Raw genomic sequence first — 18547 nt, forward strand, 5'->3', positions numbered from 1 at the left:
CGTCCGCCCGGCTATCGTTTAGGCTGGTAAAAGCGGGGCAAAATCATGCGTCCTGCCCGCGAACCGACCAGACCCGATCAGACCCGACCAGAGGAGTGACACCCCCCCTCGATGGACGATCCGTCCTGTAGTACCTGCGCCGCCTCACTTCCGACCACCGGAAGGCAGGCGGCACTGTGATCACCGCCTGGCTGCTGTTGCTCGCAGCCGTCCTGCTGATCCTCGCCAACGGCCTCTTCGTCGCCGCCGAGTTCGCCTTCGTGACCGTCGAGCGCGGGGCCGTGGACCGCGCCGCCGCGGCCGGCGACGCCAAGTCCGTCCGCGTCTCCCGGGCGCTGCGGCACCTCTCCTTCGAACTCTCCGGCGCCCAGCTGGGCATCACCGTCACCTCCCTGGTGGTCGGCATGCTCGCCGAGCCGGCCCTGTCCACCCTGCTCCAGCCCGTGATGTCGGGCCTCGGAGTGCCGGACTCGGCCACCCGCGGCGTCGCCGTGGTCGTCGGCATGCTGCTCGCCACCGTCGTCCAGATGGTGATCGGCGAGCTGGTGCCGAAGAACTGGGCGATCTCCCGCCCGCTCCAGGTCGCCCGCGCCGTCGCAGCGCCGCACATGGCGTTCTCCTTCGTCTGCCGCCCGCTGATCAGCCTCCTGAACGGCGTGGCCGACCGGACGGTGCGCGCCTTCGGCATCGAGCCGCAGGAGGAGCTGGACCACGCCCGCACCCCGGACGAACTGGTCGCCCTGGCCCGCCACTCGGCGAAGGCCGGCGCCATAGACGAGGAGTCGGCGACCCTGTTCGTCCGCACCCTGGGCCTGGGCGAGCTCACCGCCGAGTCCGTCATGACCCCGCGCGTCGACGTCTCCGCCCTCCAGCACGACGCCACCGCCTCGGACGTCGTCAACCTCACCCGGGCCACCGGCCTGTCCCGCTTCCCGGTGTACGCCGACAGCCTGGACGAGGTCACCGGCATCGTGACGCTCAAGGACGCGCTCGCCGTCCCGGCCGCCCGCCGCGGCCTGGTGCGGGTCGCCGAACTGTCCGCGCCCCCGCTGCTGGTGCCCGAGACCCTGCCCGCCGAGCGGCTGCTCGACCGGCTGCGCCGCCTCCAGCCGATGGCCATCGTGGTCGACGAGTACGGCGGCACCGCCGGCGTCGTCACCGTCGAGGACATCGTCGAGGAGATCGTCGGCGAGGTGCAGGACGAGCACGACCCGGCCGACCACCCCGACCTCATGGCGCTGCCCGCCGCCGACGGCCTGCCCGTCTGGCAGGCGGACGGCCGCGCCCGGCTCGACCAGCTGGAGACCATCGGCCTGCACGCCCCGGACGGCCCGTACGAGACGCTGGCCGGCCTCGTCGCCGACCTGCTCGGCAAGCTCCCCGAGGTCGGCGAGCGGGCCGAGCTGCCCGGCTGGCGGTTCACCGTCACCGGCGTCGACCGCCACCGCACCAGCGAGGTCCGGGTGGAGCGCACCGCCGCCCCCACCCTGTTCGGCGAGGCCCGGGAGGGTGGCCGATGACCGCCGTCCAGCTCCTGATCGCGCTGCTGCTCCTGTTCGGCAACGCCTTCTTCGTCGGCGCCGAGTTCGCCGTCGTCTCGGTGCGCCGCAGCCAGATCGAGCCGCTCGCCGAGGCCGGCAACAAGCGCGCCCGCACCGTGCTGCACGCGCTGTCCAACGTCTCCGCGATGCTGGCCGCCGCCCAACTGGGCATCACCGTCTGCTCGCTGGGCCTCGGCGCGCTCGCCGAGCCGACGATCGCCTCGCTGCTGGAGGGCCCGTTCCACGCGATCGGCGTCCCCTCCGCGCTGATGCACCCGCTCAGCTACGGCATCTCGCTCGCCGTCGTGGTCTTCCTGCACATGGTGATGGGCGAGATGGTGCCGAAGAACATGGCGATGGCCGGCCCCGAGCGGGCCGCGCTCTGGCTCGGCCCGCCGCTGGACCGGCTGGCCCGCTGGATCGCCCCGGTGATCCGGCTGCTCAACAGCCTCGCCAACGGCGTGCTCAGGCTGTTCCGGGTGGAGGCCAAGGACGAGGTCGAGTCGGTGTTCACCACCGAGCAGCTGATGTACCTGCTGGTCGACTCCCGGGACGCGGGCCTGCTCGACGAGGGCCGCCAGGAGCGCCTGGAGGACGCGCTGGAGATGGGCCACCGGCCCGTCACCGACGTCCTGCTGCGCCCCGAGCAGCTCGTCACCGTGGACACCAAGGTCACGGCCGCCGAGGTCGAGGAGCTCGCCCTGCGCACCGGCTTCTCGCGCTTCCCCGTCACCGACGGGGACCCTGCGGGCCACGGCTACCTGGGCTACCTGCACCTCAAGGACATCCTCGACGTGGAGGACCCGTCGGCGCCCGTCCCGGCCCGCCTCTGGCGCCCGATCACGGTGCTGCGCGGCGGCCTCCCGCTGGACGACGCCCTCGGCGCGATGCGCCGCGCCACCTGCCACCTGGCCGCCGTCCTCGACCAGGACGGCCGGACGCTCGGTGTGGTGATGCTGGAGGACGTCCTGGAGGAACTGGTCGGCGAGATGCACGACCCGGACCACCGCTCCTGAGCCCACGGCGATTCTGCCGACAGCAGTGCGCTCTTCCCATGCCGGCCACCCTCGTCGCAGGGTGGTCGGCATGAGACTTCTGCTGCTGGGCGGGACGAACTTCGTCGGACGGGCCCTCGCCGAGGAGGCGCTGGCCAGGGGCTGGGAGGTGACGGCCCTCAACCGGGGAACCCGCCCCGCCCCCGAGGGCGTACGGGCGCTGACCGGGGACCGCACGGCCGAGGGCGGCCTCGCCGCCCTCGCGGCGGGGGAGTGGGACGCGGTGGTGGACACCTGGTCCTGGGCCCCCGCGGCCGTGCGCGACAGCGCCCGGCTGCTGGAGGGCCGCGTCGGCCACTACGCGTACGTCTCCAGCCGCTCGGTGTACGACCTCCCGCAGCGCGGCGCCGGGGCCGACGAGACGGCGCCCGTGGTCGACTCCTCCCCGGACCTCACCGGCGAGGCGCCCTACGCCGAGGCCAAGCGCGGCGCCGAACTGGCCCTGGAGGAGCGCTTCGGCGGGCGCGCCCTGCTGGTGCGCGCCGGGCTGATCCTGGGCCCGTACGAGGACATCGGCCGGCTGCCCTGGTGGCTCAACCGCATCGCCCGGGGCGGCCCGGTGCTCGCCCCCGGCCCGCGCGAGCAGGCGCTGCAGTACATCGACGTGCGCGACCTCGCCGCGTGGACATTGGACGCCACGGCCGCCCGGCTCGGCGGCGCCTACAACGCCGTCGGCCCGTCCGGGCACACCACCATGGGCGGGCTGCTGGAGGCCTGCGTGCGCGCCACCGGCTCCGGGGCCGAACTGCGCTGGACGGCGCCGGAGCGGATCCTCGCCGCCGGGGTCGAGCCCTGGACGGAGCTGCCGATCTGGCTGGCCCCCGGCGAGCTCTACGACTTCCTGCACACCGGCTCGGTCGCCAAGGCGCAGGCCGCCGGGCTGCGCTGCCGGCCGGTGGCCGAGACCGTCGAGGACACCTGGGCCTGGCTGCGCTCCATCGGCGGCGAGGCGCCGCAGCGCGCCGACCGGCCGGGCGTGGGGCTCGACCCCGAGCGGGAGGCGCGACTGCTGGGCGGGGGCTGACGGCCGACGGGGCTGACAGGGGCCCCAAGGGGGCTGATCAGCCGCGGCCGTCGATCAGCTCCCCGTACGCCTGCACCAGGTCCGGCAGCCGCAGGGTCGCGAGGTCCTCGCGGCCCGGCGGCTCGCGCAGCAGCGAGAGCCTCAAGTCCCGGTAGGCGCAGGACTTCTCGTAGAGGGTGCGGATGAACCGGCCGTTGCCCAGCTCGTCGATCCAGCCCTCGCGGACCACGTGGGTGCAGATGCTGGCCAGCTCCTCCGCCGCGTCCTCGTCCCAGCCGTCGCCGTCCCGGCCCGCCAGCGCCGCGCCGATCGCGGTCAGCTCGCCGGGGCGGTAGCTGGGGAAGTCGACCCGGGTGGTGAAGCGGGAGTTGAGGCCGGGGTTGGTGGCCAGCAGCCGGTTCATCCCCTCCGGGTACCCGGCGAGGATCACCACCAGCCGGTCCCGGTTGTCCTCGGCGCGTTTGAGGAGCACCTGGAGGGCCTCGTCGCCGTACGCGTCGCCCTTGGTGTAGCCGGAGTTGGAGAGGCTGTAGGCCTCGTCGATGAACAGCACGCCGTCCAGCGCCGAGTCGATCAGCTCGTTCGCCTTCACCGCCGTCTGGCCGAGGAACTCGCCCACCAGGTCGGCTCGTTGGGCCTCCACCAGGTGGTCGCCGGAGAGCAGTCCCAGGGCGTGGAACACCCGCCCGAGTATCCGTGCCACGGTGGTCTTGCCGGTGCCGGAGGGCCCGGAGAAGACGAAGTGCCGCTTGGGCGGCTGGACGGGCAGGCCCTGTTCGGCCCGCAGTCGCGACATCCGCAGCTGCGCGGAGAGCGCCCGCACCTGCCGCTTGACCGGCTCCAGGCCCACCATCAGCGAGAGTTCGGCCAGCGCCGCGTCCAACTCTCGCTCGTCACCGGCCTGTTGGAGGGCGGCCGCCACCTCGCCCCGGGGCTGGGCCGCCTCCCGGACGGGCAGCGGCGCGGGGGAGGCGGGCGCCGGCGCCGAGCCGGAGCGCTCTCCGGCGGCCTGCGGGGCGCCCTCGTCGAGCGCGCCATCCGCCCCGGAGGAGGCCCCGAAGGCATCGGAGGCCCCGGAGAACTCGGAGGCCTCGGAGAACTCGGCGGTCTCGGCCGGCTCGGCGGAACCCCCGTGGGGCGCAAGGCCGTTCAGCAGTGCCCCGTCCGTCTCCGGAGCGTCCTCGAAGAGGCCGAGGCCGAGGCCCGGGCCCTCCACGAAGAGCGTCTCGTCCTGGTACCCGACGAGCTCCGCCGCCCCGCCCTCGCCCGGCCGGGCGCCGGTCAGCAGGCCGTCCGCGAGGGCGTCCTCGGCGGCGATCGCGGCCAGCCGGGCCGCCGTGTCCATGAACGCCTGGTCCGCCCGGTGCACCGCCCGGTACAGCGGCAGCGCGGCGGCGCTGCGCCCGGCTCCCTCGTACGCCCGCGCCAGCCAGTAGCGCAGCTCCTTGCGCTGCGGCTGCTCGGAGCGGCAGCGGGCCAGGGAGGAGGCCAGCGGGGCCTGCGCCTGGGCGCACATGTCCAGGCGGACCCGGGCCATCCCGGCGAACAGCCCGGCCTCTATGCCGAGCATCGGATCGTCCAGCAGCCGGTCGGTGTCGCGGATCAGCTGCTCCCAGTCCTTGAGGAGGTAGGAGCGGCAGGCGTACAGGAACTGCGCGGACGGGTCCTCGCCCGGGGCCGGGCACTGCTCCAACGCCCGGTCCAGCTCGGCGAGGTGGCGGCCGTCCAGCCAGTGCGAGGCGTGCGCCAGGGAGAGGTCGCGGGCGTCCTCCAGCACGGGCTGCACCCACCAGCCCAGCCAGTACCAGGAACTGAGCGGGCGTCGGTGCAGGCGGCGCTGCTCGCCGAAGCGGTGCTGGTTGCGGTACATGGCGAGCAGGGCGGCGGAGGTGTCGCTGCGCAGGGCGTGCAGTCCGAGCCAGGCGTCGGCCATGCCGGGGTCGAGCCGGACGGCGGCGCGGAACTCCTCCTCGGCGCGGGCGTAGGCGCCGGCCGTGTAGGCGTCCATGGCGCGCTGCCAGGCGCGGTCGGCGAGCCGGTCCGGGCCGCCCGCCGTGCTGTCGGAACTGTCCACCGTCGTCACTCACGCCCCCCGCCGTGTGGCCCGGGGCGCGGCCCGGCGGATGGTCTGCGGCCGACCGGGCCGGTGGTGGTCGTGCCCCCGGGGCGCATCCGCGCCTGTCAGGAATCGTACCGGCGCGGGGCTGATCCGGAAGGGTGTCGCACGGGGTCAAATGCGATCGTGGGCACGCTCGTTGACCGCCCGTCGGCCTGTTCGAGCCGTGCGGGGGCGGTTTTCGGAAGGGGACGGGGCGGTGCCCCCGGCTCACGGGGGAACAAGCCGGGGGCACCGGGTCCGTCGCGGCCGAAAGCAGGAGTTCCGGCGGCTGGTGAGAACCTAAGCCGTGGAAAGACCGCAGGTCAAGGGCTTGTTGAAGGTTCACCGACCGTGCTCGGTGCGATCCGCCCGGTCACCCCGTCGACGAGCGTCGCGGCGTGCGGCCGGCTCGGGTCGGCGGCGAAATGTGCCGATTCGGCCCGCGCCCAGCCCGCCCAGAAGTCGGCCAGTTCCGGACCGTCCCTCAACTCCCCGCGCAGACGGGCCCGGGCGGCGTCCAGCTCCATCCAGATCACCCGCGCGAGCCACGGCCGCAGCTCCCGCCGCCCCGCGCCGACACCCTCCACGAGCACCACCGGGGCGGGCGGCACCACGGCCGTGCCCGAGAAGCGGCGCAGCGTCCAGTCGTAGACCCCGTGCCGCGCCTCCCGGCCGGCCGCGAGCGGCGCGATCACCTGCTCGTGCAGCCGCCGCGTCCAGCCGAAGAGCTCCTCGTGGGTGGCCAGGTCGTCCAGGTGCACCACCGGGGCGCCGCCGAGCGCGGCCGAGAGTCGGGCGGCGAAGGTCGTCTTGCCGGAGCCCGCGTGCCCGTCCACCGCGACCAGCCGCACCGGCCCGCAGGAGGGTGCCAGCGCGCGCAGCTCCTGCGCGAGTAGAGCGAGTGAGGTGCCTGAAGCGCAGGTCGAGGGGGCGGTGAGGGGTCCGGAAGCAGCCACAAAGGCAACCCTACGGTGCCGTAGCCCACCACTGCGGACAGTTGATCCCTGCGGCTCGTGACGCCGGGCCGCGTTTCGGGCATACTCGCCTTCGCCACGACTGTGAACGGCCGTTCACCGCGACCCGGTGCCCGGTCGGGCCACCGCCACACCCGCGCCGGACCAGCCGCAACCCGGCCCGGTGCCCGATCGAGGAGGCGACCTCCGCCATGACCACCTCCCCTGTGAAAGCCGTGGAGCGCCAGCTGCCCACCGAGGAGGCCCGCGAGCTGCTGAGCCTCACCCGGGAGCTGGTCCAGCGCGAGCTGAAGCCCCGCGCGGCAGAGGACGAGGACGCGGGCCGCTTCCCCCGGGAGGTCTTCCGCACCCTCGGCGAGGCGGGCCTGCTCTCCCTGCCGTACGAGGAGAAGTACGGCGGAGGCGCCCAGCCGTACGAGGTGTACCTCCAGGTGCTGGAGGAGCTGGCCGCCGGCTGGCTCGCCGTCGGCCTCGGCGTCAGCGTCCACACCCTCTCCTGCCACGCGCTGGCCACCTTCGGCAGCGAGGAGCAGCGCGAGAAGTGGCTGCCCGCCATGCTCTCCGGCGAGCAGCTCGGCGCCTACTGCCTCTCCGAGCCGCAGTCCGGCTCCGACGCCGCCGCCCTGCGCACCCGCGCCGACCTCGACGGCGAGACGTACGTGGTGAACGGCACCAAGGCGTGGATCACCCACGGCGGGCAGGCCGACTTCTACAGCGCCCTGGTGCGCACCGGCGCCGAGGGCGCCAAGGGCATCAGCTGCCTGCTGGTGCCCGGTGTGACGGAGGGGCTGTCCGCCGCCCCGCCGGAGCACAAGATGGGCATGCGCTCCTCGCCCACCGCACAGATGCACTTCGACGGCGCCCGGGTCTCCCGCGACCGGCTGGTCGGCGAGGAGGGCCAGGGCTTCCAGATCGCCCTCGCCGCGCTGGACTCCGGCCGCCTCGGCATCGCCGCCTGCGCGATCGGCGTCGCCCAGGCCGCGCTGGACCTCGCCGTGGAGTACGCCCGCACCCGCCGCCAGTTCGGCCGGGCGATCGCGGACTTCCAGGGGCTGTCGTTCATGCTCGCCGACATGGCCACCCAGATCGAGGCCGGCCGCGCGCTCTACCTCTCGGCCGCGCGGCTGCGCGACGCCGGGCTGCCGTTCTCCAAGGAGGCGGCGATGGCCAAGCTGTTCTGCACCGACACGGTGATGCGGGTGACGACCGACGCCGTCCAGGTGCTCGGGGGCTACGGCTACACCCAGGACTTCCCGGCCGAGCGGTTCATGCGCGAGGCCAAGGTCCTGCAGATCGTCGAGGGCACCAACCAGATCCAGCGCCTGGTCATCGGTCGCCACCTCACCAAGGGCTGAGCCCGCTCACGGGTCCGAGGGCCCTCCCGTACGGCCGCCGGCCGTCACTCCAGGGTGCGGAGTGACGGCCGGCGGCTTCATCCCGTCCACGGGGGCGGTGCGTCAGCTCGCCTTCGCCATCGGGCGGCGCTGCTCCGGGATGGAGCGCAGCGGGGCCACGTTCGGGGCCGAGGCGGCCGTCCTGGCCTCCTGGGCGGGGACGGAGCGCACGGGCCGGTGCAGCACGGCGTGCGAGAACGGCTGGGTGCGCCAGTCGAGTTCACCCGGCAGCTTGAACAGCGTCGCGAGACCGGTCGGAGCGGCGTCCTCGGGCGCCTCCACCTCGGCCAGGTCGTCCGTGGGCGTGCCCGAGCCGGGGCAGATCGCCGGGGCGAAGGGGTTCCAGGCGGTCGGCAGCAGCGCGTGCTGCGGAAGCCGCTCCTCGTCCGCCACCAGGGCGATCGGGCGGCGGCACTCGGGGCAGTGCACCCGGAAGATCTCCCAGGTCTCGGCCTCGCCGGGGTCGCAGCCCGGCGCGAAGTCGGCCGCGAGAACCTCGCGACCGGTCCTATCGTCGGTCTCGTCGGCGTCCAGCGCGCGCTGGTCAGTAGCAGGCATGAAGATCCCCCTAGGATCGGGCCCGACGTGGTCGTCCAGGGCCACAACCAGCACTTCCCTCCGGCCTGGACTCATAACCCTGCGGTGCGGCGCACTGTGATGCACCGGGTGTGTCCTTGGCCACACCACCCGCCACGTTCACCCGGCATGTGCCCCGGCGGCACCTGGGAAGGCACCGGGTGTCACCTCGTGCGCCCCCCGTGCTCCCGAGCGGGTAGGTTGACCGCGTGGAGGATCTCGACCAACGCATCGTCCAGCTGCTCCTGGAGGACGGCCGGATGAGCTACACGGACCTGGGCAAGGCCACCGGCCTGTCCACCTCGGCGGTGCACCAGAGGGTGCGGCGCCTGGAGCAGCGGGGGGTGATCCGCGGCTACACCGCGATCATCGACCCGGACGCCGTCGACCTGGCCCTGACCGCGTTCATCTCGGTCAAGCCCTTCGACCCCAGCGCCCCGGACGACACCCCGGAGAGACTGGCCGGGCTGCCCGAGATCGAGGCCTGCCACAGCGTCGCCGGGGACGAGAACTACATCCTCAAGGTCCGCGTCGGCGCTCCCGGCGACCTGGAGGACCTCCTCGCCCGCATCCGCAGCGCCGCCGGCGTCTCCACCCGGACCACCGTCGTCCTGTCCACCCCGTACGAGGCCCGACCCCCGAGGCTCTGACCGGTACCGGGCGGGGTGCAGACTTGTCGCCATGACCGAAAGCACCTCCCGGACCGTCCTGCTGCGCGGCGGCGCCGTCTACAGCCCCGCCGACCCGTTCGCCACCGCGATGCTCGTCGAGGGCGAGCACGTCGCCTGGGTCGGCAGTGACGGCGCCGCCGAGGCGTACGCCGCGAGCGCGGACGAGATCGTCGAGCTGGACGGCGCCCTGGTCACCCCCGCCTTCGTCGACGCCCACGTGCACGCCACCGCCACCGGCCTGGCACTCACCGGCCTCGACCTCACCGGCGCCCCCTCGCTGGCCGCCGCCCTCGCCGCCGTCACCGCCTTCGTCGAGGCCCAGGAGGGCGAGGGCGGGGTGCTGATCGGCCACGGCTGGGACGAGACCGGCTGGCCCGAGGGCCGCCCGCCCACGCTCGCCGAACTCGACGCCGCCGCCCGCGGCGCCGCGCTCTACCTCTCCCGCACCGACGTGCACTCGGCGCTCGCCACCACCGCCCTGCGCGACCTCACCGAGAGCCTCGCCGAGCGCCCCGGGCACGACGCCGAGGGCCCGCTCACCAAGGACGCCCACCACGCCGTCCGCCGGTGCGCCCTCGCCGGCCTCACCCCCGAGCAGCGCCGCCGCGCCCAGGCCGCCACCCTGGCCCGCGCCGCCGAACTCGGCATCGGCGCCCTGCACGAGTGCGCCGGCCCCGAGATCTCCTCCGAGCAGGACCTCACCGCCCTGCTGGCCCTCGCCGCCGAGGGCGAGGGGCCCGAAGTCTTCGGCTACTGGGGCGAGTTGGGCGGCATCGAGACGGCCCGCCGGCTCGGCGCGGTCGGCGCCGGCGGCGACCTCTTCGTGGACGGCGCGCTCGGCTCGCACACCGCCTGCCTGCACACCCCCTACGCCGACGCCGAGCACACCGGCACGGCGTACCTGAGCGCCGAGCAGGTCGCCGACCACGTCGCCGCCTGCACCGAGGCCGGGCTCCAGGCCGGCTTCCACGCCATCGGCGACGCCGCCGTGACCGCCGTCATCGAGGGCGTGCGCGCGGCCGGCGAACGGGTCGGCGCCGCGCGGGTCAAGGCGCTGCGCCACCGCGTCGAGCACGCCGAGGCCCTGGACGACAAGAGCATCGCCGCCTTCGCCGAACTCGGCCTCACCGCCTCCGTCCAGCCCGCCTTCGACGCCGCCTGGGGCGGCCCCGACGGCATGTACGTCCAGCGCCTGGGCGCCGAGCGCGCCGCCGCGCTCAACCCGTACGCCGCCCTGCTGCGCGCCGGAGTCCCGCTGGCCTTCGGCTCGGACGCCCCGGTCACCCCGCTCGACCCCTGGGGGACCGTCCGGGCCGCCGCCTTCCACCGGACCCTGGAGCACCGCATCTCGGTGCGCGCCGCCTTCACCGCCCACACCCGCGGCGGCTGGCGCGCCGTCGGCCGCGACCAGGACGGCGTGCTGGTGCCCGGCGCCGTCGCCAGCTACGCGATCTGGGCCGCCGACGAACTCGTCGTCCAGGCCCCGGACTCCCGCGTCGCCGGCTGGTCCACCGACCCCCGCTCCGGCACCCCCGGCCTGCCCGACCTCACCCCCGGCCACGACCTCCCGGAGTGCCTGCGCACGGTGGTCCGCGGCCGCACGGTGCACCGGCGCTAGGAGTTCCACCCGGAGCTCTCGGGCGAGCAGCACAACACCTCCGAGCCCGCCGCCCGGATGTCCGACGCCGGGCGGCGGCCCCTCGGCGTCTTCCGCCATTCCCCGCGCTGACGGCCCGCCGTCACCCTCACCCCACCTGTCCCGCTCGTTCGGGGTACCTTCTTCCGACAGCGTCCGAACGTGCAAGTCCAGGAAGATGGTGTGCCGGTGGCCATGCCCGTCACGCAGGAGCGGCCAGGAGCCGCCGCCGAGCCGCAGGAACCGGCGCCGCGCCCCGGCCTGGTCGCCCGCGTGCTCGCCAAGGTCCGCGCCGGGCTGGCCCGGACGGGCCTGGCGGCCGTGGCCGGCCTGCTGCTCGCGCTGGCCTTCCCGCCGTACGACCTGTGGCCGCTGTCCCTGCTCGGCGTGGCCGCGCTCTCGCTGCTCACCCGGGGCCGCACCGTCCGCCAGGGCGCCTGGACGGGCTTCGCCTTCGGCCTGCCGTTCTTCCTGATGCTGCTCAGCTGGCTGCGGGTGGTCGGCTGGGACGCCACCGTCGGCCTGTCCGTGGTCGAGGCGCTGTTCCTGGCCGCCATGGGCGGCGCCCTCGCCGGCACCTCCCGGCTGCCCGGCTGGCCCCTGTGGGCGGCCTGCCTCTGGGTCACCCAGGAGTGGGCCCGCGACCGGCTGCCGCTCGGCGGCTTCCCCTGGGGCCGGCTGGCCTTCGCCAACACGGCCACCCCGTACACCCCGCTGGCCGCGCTCGGCGGCGCCCCGCTGGTGACCTTCGCCGTCGCGCTCTCCGGCACGCTGCTGGCCTGGGCCGTGCTGCGCCTGCGCGGCCCGGCCCGCGCTCCGAGGGCCGCCGCCCTGGCCGGGCTCGGCGCGGTGGCCACCCTGGTCGCCGGGTACGCCGTGCCGGTGCCGACGAAGGCGGACGACACCGTCAAGGTCGCCATCGTCCAGGGCAACGTGCCCAACCCGGGCATGGACTTCCTCGGCCGCCCGATGATGGTCCTCAACAACCACGCCGCCGCGACCGAGCGCCTGGCCATGGACGTGAGGGACGGCAAGGTCGCCAAGCCCGACATCGTCATCTGGCCCGAGAACTCCTCCGACCTCGACCCGTTCAGCGACCCGCTGGCCAACGAGCGCATCGACGAGGCGGTCAAGGCCATCGGCGTCCCCACCCTGGTCGGCACCCTGGTGGACGGCCCGGACGCGCAGCACGTCCGCAACGAGGGCATCGTCTGGGACCCGATCACCGGCCCCGGCGCCTCCTACACCAAGCAGCACCCCGTCCCCTTCGGCGAGTACGTGCCCTTCCGCGCCCAGCTGATGAAGGTGGTCACCCGCCTCCAGCGCGTGGCCCGCGACTTCTACCCCGGCGACCACAACGGCGTCATGCAGCTCGGCCCGGCCAGGATCGGCGACGTCATCTGCTTCGAGGTCGCCTACGACGAGATCGTCCGCGACACCGTGGACAGCGGCGCCCGCGTCCTGGTCGTCCAGACCAACAACGCGACGTACGCCAGGACCGGCCAGCCCGAGCAGCAGCTCGCGATGAGCCGCCTGCGCGCCGTCGAGCACGGCCGCGCCGTCCTGATCGCCGCCACCAGCGGCATCAGCGCCGTGATCGCCCCGGACGGCACCGTCGAGCAGCGCACCGAGGAGCTGACCCCGGCCGAGCTGTCCGCCACCGTCCCGCTGCGCGACGGCACCACGGTGGCCGACCGCGTCGGTGCCCTGCCGGAGTGGACGCTGGCCCTCGGAGGCCTGCTGGCCTGCGCCGCGGCCGTCGTGCTCGGCCGCCGACGCCGCCCGACGGGCGGAACACCGGCCGGGCGGGAATCGTTGGACCAGGTGGTGCCGTAGCCGGCCCGGACCTCCCGTGCGGCGCGCAGAGCACCGCCTGGAGTGGATTCGTACCGTGACCCAGCAAGCTACCCCCGCCCGTCCGGCCCCGCGCAGCCGCCTCCGCCGGGTGCTGCCGCTGCTGATCACCGCCTGGCTGGTGCTGGAGATCTGGCTGCTGGTCCAGGTGGGCTCGTGGCTGGGCGGCTTCACCGTCCTGCTGCTGCTCATCGGCGGCGCGCTGCTCGGCGGCTCGCTGATCAAGCGCGCCGGGCTCAAGGCGCTCTCGGCGGCGATCGAGCAGAGCAAGAACCCGCAGTCCCAGCAGCCGCAGACCGGCACCAGCATGACCGTGGGGGCCGGGCTGCTGTTGATCGTGCCCGGCTTCCTGTCCGACCTGATCGCGCTGACCCTGCTCTTCCCGCCGACCCGCGCGCTGTGGCGGGCCGCCGGGCGCAGGGCGGCGGACAAGGCCCTGCGCAGCGTCGGCACGGCCGGGGCCGACCCGTTCGCCGACGCGATGCGGCTGCAGGAGCAGATGCGCATCCACCGCCCGGACGGGAAGGTCATCCAGGGCGAGGTCCTCGACCCCGAGGCGGGCCCGCGCGGCCCGCAGGGCGGCCAGGGGCCCCAGGGCCCCGACACCGGCTACCGCCCGCCGCTCAACGGCTGATCCGGCAGGTACTCCGGCAGGCGGATCCGGCGGGTACGCGAAAGGGACCCTGGTGACCAGGGTCCCTTTTCGTGTGTGCTCCCGCGCGGGGCGGGGGCTCCGTCAGGCGCTCTTGCGGGTGTCGCGCGGGTGCACCGCGAGGTTCATCCCACCGGAGCGGAGCACGGCCAGCCGCTCGGCCAGCACCTCCTCCAACTCCTCACGGGTCCGGCGCTCCATCAGCATGTCCCAATGGGTACGCGTCGGCTTGGTCTTCTTCTCCTCGGGCTCGTCGCCGTCGAGAAGGGCGGCCTCCTGGCCGCAGAATCGGCATTCCCAGGTCGAGGGGATCTCGGCCTCGACCGAGAAGGGAACCTCGAAACGGTGTCCGTTCTGACACGCGTACTCGACGGTCTGGCGGGGCGCCAGGTCAATGCCACGGTCGGTCTCGTAGCTGGTGGCCCCGAGTCGCGTGCCGCGGAGAGCTCGCTCGCTCATGAATCGTGCCTCCCGGGCTTATGGCCCACAGGACTAGTGGTCGCTGTTCTTCGTCGTTCGGTCAACGCTCGGCTTCCGACGAAGATTCCCGTCCCGGGACATGCGTCGTCTGTTGTGCCGCCCCTGTTTGTACCCATCAACGCCCGATTTGTCACATCTGGCCGGGGATATCACCCAAGGTGTCACCTGTTTCACACCTGGTGATCGTGCGGACTTTCCGCGTCGAGCGTACCGGGCGGGGATCCGGCGGCATTCGCCGCCCCCGTCGGGGCCCGAGCGTACGGCTTTCAGGAGATCGGACGGGAGCGGATCATCGGCTCGTCCTTGGCGAGGTCGACCGGGCGGATCTGCTCGGCGCCGGGGACGACCGGCGGGCGCTCGGGGCGGGGCGGCGCGCCGGCGGGGGCCTCGGTGCGGGTGTCGCGGTGCGGCAGCAGGGCGATCACCGCGTCGCGCAGCGAGGCCGGGGCCTCCTCGTCCAGCGGGTCGACGGTGGCCGGCACCTGGAGGCGGACGGGCGCGGCGTTGCCGATCCGGGCGTAGCCGCGGCCGACCGGGGCGTGGGCGGCGGGCACGATGTCCAGGGCCGCGCCCAGGGCGACGTACGCCTCCTCGGGGCCGGTGGGGCCGAGCAGCACCCGGGCCCGGGTGGTGGCGAGGACGGTCGGGGTGAGGCGGTCGTGGGCGGTGACGTCGTCGGCGACCACCACGGTGACGCGGGCGGCCCGGCCGTGACGCAGCGGCAGTTCCAGCAGGTCCTGCGGGTCCGGGCGGCCCTCGGCCCGGGCCAGCTCGCTCAGCTCGGTGGGGTGGTCCAGGAGCAGCCACAGCGGCCGGGTGACGTCCTCCGGCGGGGCGGTGCCGGCGTGCCGGGCGGCGTTGAGGGCGGCGAGGCGGCGGTCCGTCTCCTGGGCGGCCCACTCCAGGGCGGCGAGGGCGCCGTGCAGGCTGGTCTCCACCGTGTGCACGCCGGGGCGGTTCACCAGGCAGGCGTGCTCGCCGGTGCCGGCGCCGTCGATCACCACCAGGTCGGCGTAGGGCAGGGCCTGGAGGGCGACGGAGCGCACCAGGCTGGACGTGCCGTGGCCGGCGGTGCCGAGGGCCAGCAGGTGCGGTTCGGAGGAGCGCGGGCCGGTGCGCCAGACGACCGGGGGCTGCTGGGCGACGGCCCCGCCCCGGTGCACGGGGATCGTCCGGGCGGTGCCGTCCTCGTCCGTGAAGCCGAGCACGATCTCGCCGGGGGCGGCGACGAAGCGCTGGGCGGTGATGTCGGCGGGCAGCGGCGCCAGCGCGGCGATCCGCAGCCGGTTGGACTCCTCGTCCCAGTCGAAGCGGTACTCGCGGGCCCGCCCGGCCTTGCCCTGGACGACCTGCTCGATCCGGGCGCGGGCGGCCGGCTCGGTGTCGGTGAAGTAGGCCGGGTAGCCCAGCTCCAGCCGGGCGAGGCGGCCCTCGCCGTCGAACTCCCAGGAGCCGAAGGCGCTCTTCCAGTCGCCCTCGAAGTGGTACATCGGGTTGGCGTCCTCGGGCCCGCACAGGTACGGGGTGAGCGCCGCGTAGAGCGCGCCCAGCTTGACGTCGGCGACGTCGGGGGCGGCCGGGGCGGGGGCGGCCTTGGGGGCGCGGCCGGCCCAGGCGGCGCTGGCCATCAGGGCGATCAGGGCGAACAGCAGGCCGTGGGGCAGCAGGTAGACGCCGATCAGCATCGCCGCGGTGAGGAACAGCGTCGGGCCGCGCCGCTCCTTCGGGGTGGCCTGCCAGCGGCCCTTGGCCCAGGCGCTGTGGTGGCGCAGGCCCCGGCTGATCACGGTGAGCGGGGCGAACATGTCGGAGGCGTGGTCCCCGGCGGTTCGGGCGATCTCGCGGCCCTTGACGAGATGGCGGTGGAGCGGCATGGCGTGACTCCCCGGGCGGGTGGGACGGGTCGGGTGGGACGGGGTGGTGGGTCGTACGACGGAGCCCGGGGCGGTGGGAATCCGCGCCCGGGCCCGTGCGGGCGGGACGAGCCCTAGAGCTTGAGGCCGCTGAGCAGGCTGGCGAGGCTGGCGCCGCCCGCGGTGATGCTCGGCGCGATCGCGGAGCCGGCGATGTAGAAGCCGAAGAGGGCGCACACGACGGCGTGGGAGACCTTCAGTCCGTCCCTGCGGAAGAACAGAAAGGCGATGGTGCCGAACAGGACGATGCCGGAAATCGAGAGGATCACGTTCTGCTCCTCGGGGAGGGGGACAGGGCAGTGTCACGGAAAGTGCTCTAATCGTGACAAAAAGTAATAGATGATGGAACGGGGCAAATGGGTGGTTCTGCCGCGCAATGCCGCTTCGGATGCCGGACGGAGGTATGCGAACCGGCCGAGGAGGCGGGCCGGGCACCGCCCGGATCCGGTGCGGTGTCGGCCCGGCGAGGCATTCCCGGCGAACGGGCGGGAAGTTTCCCGGGGGGTCGGTAAGTTCGCTCCAATGGCCGCGCAACCGTGCGGCCGTACGCCGTACCGCCGCTTTCGGTACGGCCGTGCTCGCCCCCGACCCACGACGGAAAGGCCGATCCCCATGACCGACGCCCCCGACGCCGATGTGATCGCCCTCGCGGGGAGGCTCTTCGACGCCGCCCGCACCGGTGACACCGCCACCCTGGCCGCCGCGCTGGAGGCCGGCGCCCCCGTCGGCCTCACCAACGACCGCGGCGACGACCTGCTGATGCTCGCCGCCTACCACGGCCACGCCGCCGCCGTCGAAACCCTGCTGCGGCACGGCGCCGACCCGAACCGGGCCAACGACCGGGGCCAGACCCCGCTCGCCGGGGCCGTCTTCAAGGGCGCCGACGACGTCCTGGAGGCCCTGCTGGCCGGCGGCGCCGACCCGGCGGCGGGCGCCCCGAGCGCGCTGGACACCGCCCGGATGTTCGGCAAGGAGCAGCTCGTCGCCCGCTTCGAAGATCGATAGGCGCAGGTCGTAGGCTTTTCACCCATGGACACCACGACCGCCGGCACCGTCGAGTTCCGCGTCACCGGCTACGGCCACCCCGACGCGCAGGCCCTCGCCGAGGAGGTGCAGCAGGAGTACGTCCGCCGCTACGGCGACCCGGACGAGACCGTGATGCACCCCGAGGACTTCGAGGTGCCGGCCGGTCTGTTCATGATCGCCTACCTCGACGGGCGGCCGGTCGCCTGCGGCGGCTGGCGGGCCAAGCGGGCCGGGGCGGACGGCCTGCGCGACGGCGACGCCGAACTCAAGCGGATGTTCGTCGTCCCCGAGGCGCGCGGCCGGGGCCTGGCCCGGGCCGTGCTGCGCCGCCTGGAGGTCACCGCCGCGGAGGCCGGCCGCACCCGGCTCATCCTGGAGACCGGCACCGAGCAGCCCGAGGCCATCGCGCTGTACGGCTCCGAGGGGTACGCCGCGATACGGAAGTTCGGCATCTACAAGGACCACCCGCAGAGCATCTGCCTCGGCAAGGAGCTCGCGGCCGTCTGAGGGCGGTCCGCGCCGGGTAGGTTCCCGTCGTCCCGAGGGGGTGGCGGATGAACGAGCAGGAGCCCGGCGCCGGCCGGCTTCCCGAGCTGGCGGCGCCCGGCGGCGCCCTGGACACGCTGGTGCGCGAGGGGGTGCGCGCCGTCGGGGCCGGCGCCGTCTGGGCGGTCGGCGACGCCCGCGGCCCGCTCGGCGGCGGCGCCCACGGGGTGCTCGGGCAGGGCCCGTACGCGCTTCTGGCTCCGGGGCGGCGGACGCTCTACGACCTCGCCAGCGTCACCAAGGTCCTCGCGCTCTGGCCCTGCGCCGGGGTGCTCTGGCAGGACGGGCTGCTGCCGCTGGACGAGCCGCTCGGCCGCTGGTGGGCACCGGCTGGAGGGCGGCGCGTCGGCGGGGTGGCGATCCGTCAACTCATGGCGCACACCGCTGGGTTGCTCCCGTTCACCCGCTTCGAGAAGCTCTACGGGCCCGACCCGGCCGCGATCCGCGCCGGGGTGCTCGGGGCGCCGCTGCACCGCGAGCCCGGCAGGGCCGTGGAGTACACCGACCGGGCCGCCGTCCTGCTCGCGTACATCGTCGAGGACCTCGGCGGGGCCGGGCTGGACGAGCTGGCGGCGCGCTGGGTCTGGGAGCCGCTGGGGATGACCGACACCCGCTACGGTCCTCTGGCGGAGCGGGAGTTGAGCCGTACGGCGCCCACCGAGCGCGAGGAGCGGGCCGGTGGCTTCCTGCGCGGGGTGGTGCACGACCCCTCGGCCCGGCTGCTCGGCGGCGTCTCCGGCAACGCCGGTGCGTTCTCCACCTCCTGGGACCTCGGCCGGTTCCTCACGGCGGTGCTCGACCCGCCCCGGGGGCTGGGCTGGGGCGGCGACTGGACGGCCGAGTCCCTGCGGGACCAGACCGGCGGGCTGGAGCCCGTACGCGGCCTGTCCTGGATGGTCGCGCCCGGGACGGAGGCGGCCGAGGGGACGTTCGTCCACTACGGGTTCACCGGCACGGGGATCTGGGTCTCGCGCGAACTCGGGCGCTGGGCCGTGCTGTTGACCAACAAGGTGCACTACGACCGGAACACCGGGCCGCTCACCGATCTGCGGAACGCCTACCGGCGAGCGGTCTTCGGGTGAACCCGTTCGGGGATCAGACGTTCGG

At 74.4% G+C, this 18547-nt stretch carries 17 protein-coding genes; 11 read left to right on the forward strand and 6 right to left on the reverse strand.

All coding sequences use genetic code 11. The features are described 5' to 3' along the window. The first annotated feature begins 176 nt into the window (after positions 1-176). The 3 genes from ACIRRS_RS07810 to ACIRRS_RS07820 all read left to right on the forward strand — a co-directional run bounded on the left by ACIRRS_RS07810 (position 177) and on the right by ACIRRS_RS07820 (position 3620). Positions 177-1520, forward strand: a complete 1344-nt coding sequence (locus ACIRRS_RS07810; RefSeq protein ID WP_402966503.1) for a hemolysin family protein — start codon at positions 177-179, stop codon at positions 1518-1520. Next, the gene (locus tag ACIRRS_RS07815; protein WP_402966505.1) at positions 1517-2557 is read left to right on the forward strand and encodes a hemolysin family protein; all 1041 of its coding nucleotides are present in this window, start codon (positions 1517-1519) and stop codon (positions 2555-2557) included. The genes ACIRRS_RS07810 and ACIRRS_RS07815 overlap by 4 nt, the downstream gene beginning before the upstream one ends. A 70-nt stretch (positions 2558-2627) precedes the next feature. Beyond that, the gene (locus ACIRRS_RS07820) at positions 2628-3620 is read left to right on the forward strand and encodes an NAD-dependent epimerase/dehydratase family protein (protein WP_402966507.1); all 993 of its coding nucleotides are present in this window, start codon (positions 2628-2630) and stop codon (positions 3618-3620) included. Positions 3621-3657: 37 nt separating this feature from the next. On the opposite strand, the gene ACIRRS_RS07825 is transcribed toward ACIRRS_RS07820, so the two are convergent. Beyond that, positions 3658-5628: an AAA family ATPase gene (locus tag ACIRRS_RS07825; RefSeq protein ID WP_402967049.1), complete on the reverse strand. Its 1971-nt coding sequence runs from the start codon at positions 5626-5628 to the stop codon at positions 3658-3660. A gap of 413 nt (positions 5629-6041) precedes the next feature. After that, positions 6042-6674 (reverse strand): uridine kinase, encoded by a 633-nt coding sequence (locus tag ACIRRS_RS07830; protein WP_402966509.1) that lies wholly within the window; start codon positions 6672-6674, stop codon positions 6042-6044. A gap of 209 nt (positions 6675-6883) precedes the next feature. Here ACIRRS_RS07830 and ACIRRS_RS07835 point away from each other — a divergent pair, with 209 nt between their 5' ends. Then, positions 6884-8047 carry an acyl-CoA dehydrogenase family protein gene (locus tag ACIRRS_RS07835; RefSeq protein WP_402966511.1) on the forward strand — a complete coding sequence of 388 codons (1164 nt, stop codon included), beginning with the start codon at positions 6884-6886 and terminating at the stop codon, positions 8045-8047. A gap of 102 nt (positions 8048-8149) precedes the next feature. Here the strand turns inward: ACIRRS_RS07835 and ACIRRS_RS07840 are convergent, their stop codons facing one another. Beyond that, positions 8150-8644, reverse strand: coding sequence for a hypothetical protein (locus ACIRRS_RS07840; RefSeq protein ID WP_402966513.1), 495 nt, complete (start codon positions 8642-8644; stop codon positions 8150-8152). Positions 8645-8871: 227 nt separating this feature from the next. Here ACIRRS_RS07840 and ACIRRS_RS07845 point away from each other — a divergent pair, with 227 nt between their 5' ends. From ACIRRS_RS07845 to fxsA, 4 genes are all read left to right on the forward strand, one after another. Next, positions 8872-9312: an Lrp/AsnC family transcriptional regulator gene (locus tag ACIRRS_RS07845; protein WP_350883567.1), complete on the forward strand. Its 441-nt coding sequence runs from the start codon at positions 8872-8874 to the stop codon at positions 9310-9312. 31 nt (positions 9313-9343) lie between these two features. Continuing rightward, on the forward strand, positions 9344-10951 hold the full coding sequence (locus tag ACIRRS_RS07850) for an amidohydrolase (protein ID WP_402966515.1): 1608 nt from the start codon (positions 9344-9346) through the stop codon (positions 10949-10951). A gap of 213 nt (positions 10952-11164) precedes the next feature. Continuing rightward, a complete protein-coding gene (lnt, locus tag ACIRRS_RS07855) occupies positions 11165-12805 on the forward strand; it encodes an apolipoprotein N-acyltransferase (protein ID WP_402966517.1) in 1641 nt (546 codons plus the stop codon). A gap of 55 nt (positions 12806-12860) precedes the next feature. Beyond that, complete coding sequence (gene fxsA / locus ACIRRS_RS07860; RefSeq protein WP_402966519.1) at positions 12861-13457, forward strand: FxsA family membrane protein; 597 nt, start codon at positions 12861-12863, stop codon at positions 13455-13457. A gap of 102 nt (positions 13458-13559) precedes the next feature. On the opposite strand, the gene ACIRRS_RS07865 is transcribed toward fxsA, so the two are convergent. The 3 genes from ACIRRS_RS07865 to ACIRRS_RS07875 all read right to left on the reverse strand — a co-directional run bounded on the left by ACIRRS_RS07865 (position 13560) and on the right by ACIRRS_RS07875 (position 16137). After that, a complete protein-coding gene (locus tag ACIRRS_RS07865) occupies positions 13560-13934 on the reverse strand; it encodes an RNA polymerase-binding protein RbpA (protein WP_188300504.1) in 375 nt (124 codons plus the stop codon). A gap of 287 nt (positions 13935-14221) precedes the next feature. After that, positions 14222-15829, reverse strand: coding sequence for a hypothetical protein (locus ACIRRS_RS07870; RefSeq protein ID WP_402966521.1), 1608 nt, complete (start codon positions 15827-15829; stop codon positions 14222-14224). Positions 15830-15942: 113 nt separating this feature from the next. Then, positions 15943-16137 (reverse strand): hypothetical protein, encoded by a 195-nt coding sequence (locus tag ACIRRS_RS07875; RefSeq protein WP_402966523.1) that lies wholly within the window; start codon positions 16135-16137, stop codon positions 15943-15945. 343 nt (positions 16138-16480) lie between these two features. Between ACIRRS_RS07875 and ACIRRS_RS07880 the strand changes: the two genes are divergently transcribed. The 3 genes from ACIRRS_RS07880 to ACIRRS_RS07890 are packed head-to-tail and all read left to right on the forward strand — an operon-like array spanning position 16481 to position 18522. Beyond that, complete coding sequence (locus ACIRRS_RS07880; protein ID WP_402966525.1) at positions 16481-16873, forward strand: ankyrin repeat domain-containing protein; 393 nt, start codon at positions 16481-16483, stop codon at positions 16871-16873. Positions 16874-16897: 24 nt separating this feature from the next. Continuing rightward, positions 16898-17401, forward strand: coding sequence for a GNAT family N-acetyltransferase (locus ACIRRS_RS07885; protein WP_402966527.1), 504 nt, complete (start codon positions 16898-16900; stop codon positions 17399-17401). A gap of 47 nt (positions 17402-17448) precedes the next feature. Further along, complete coding sequence (locus tag ACIRRS_RS07890) at positions 17449-18522, forward strand: serine hydrolase domain-containing protein (protein ID WP_402966529.1); 1074 nt, start codon at positions 17449-17451, stop codon at positions 18520-18522. Positions 18523-18547: the final 25 nt, after the last annotated feature.

Origin of the sequence: Kitasatospora sp. NPDC101183 (genome assembly GCF_044767945.1) — a bacterium.
In the GTDB taxonomy this organism is placed as follows: domain Bacteria; phylum Actinomycetota; class Actinomycetes; order Streptomycetales; family Streptomycetaceae; genus Kitasatospora.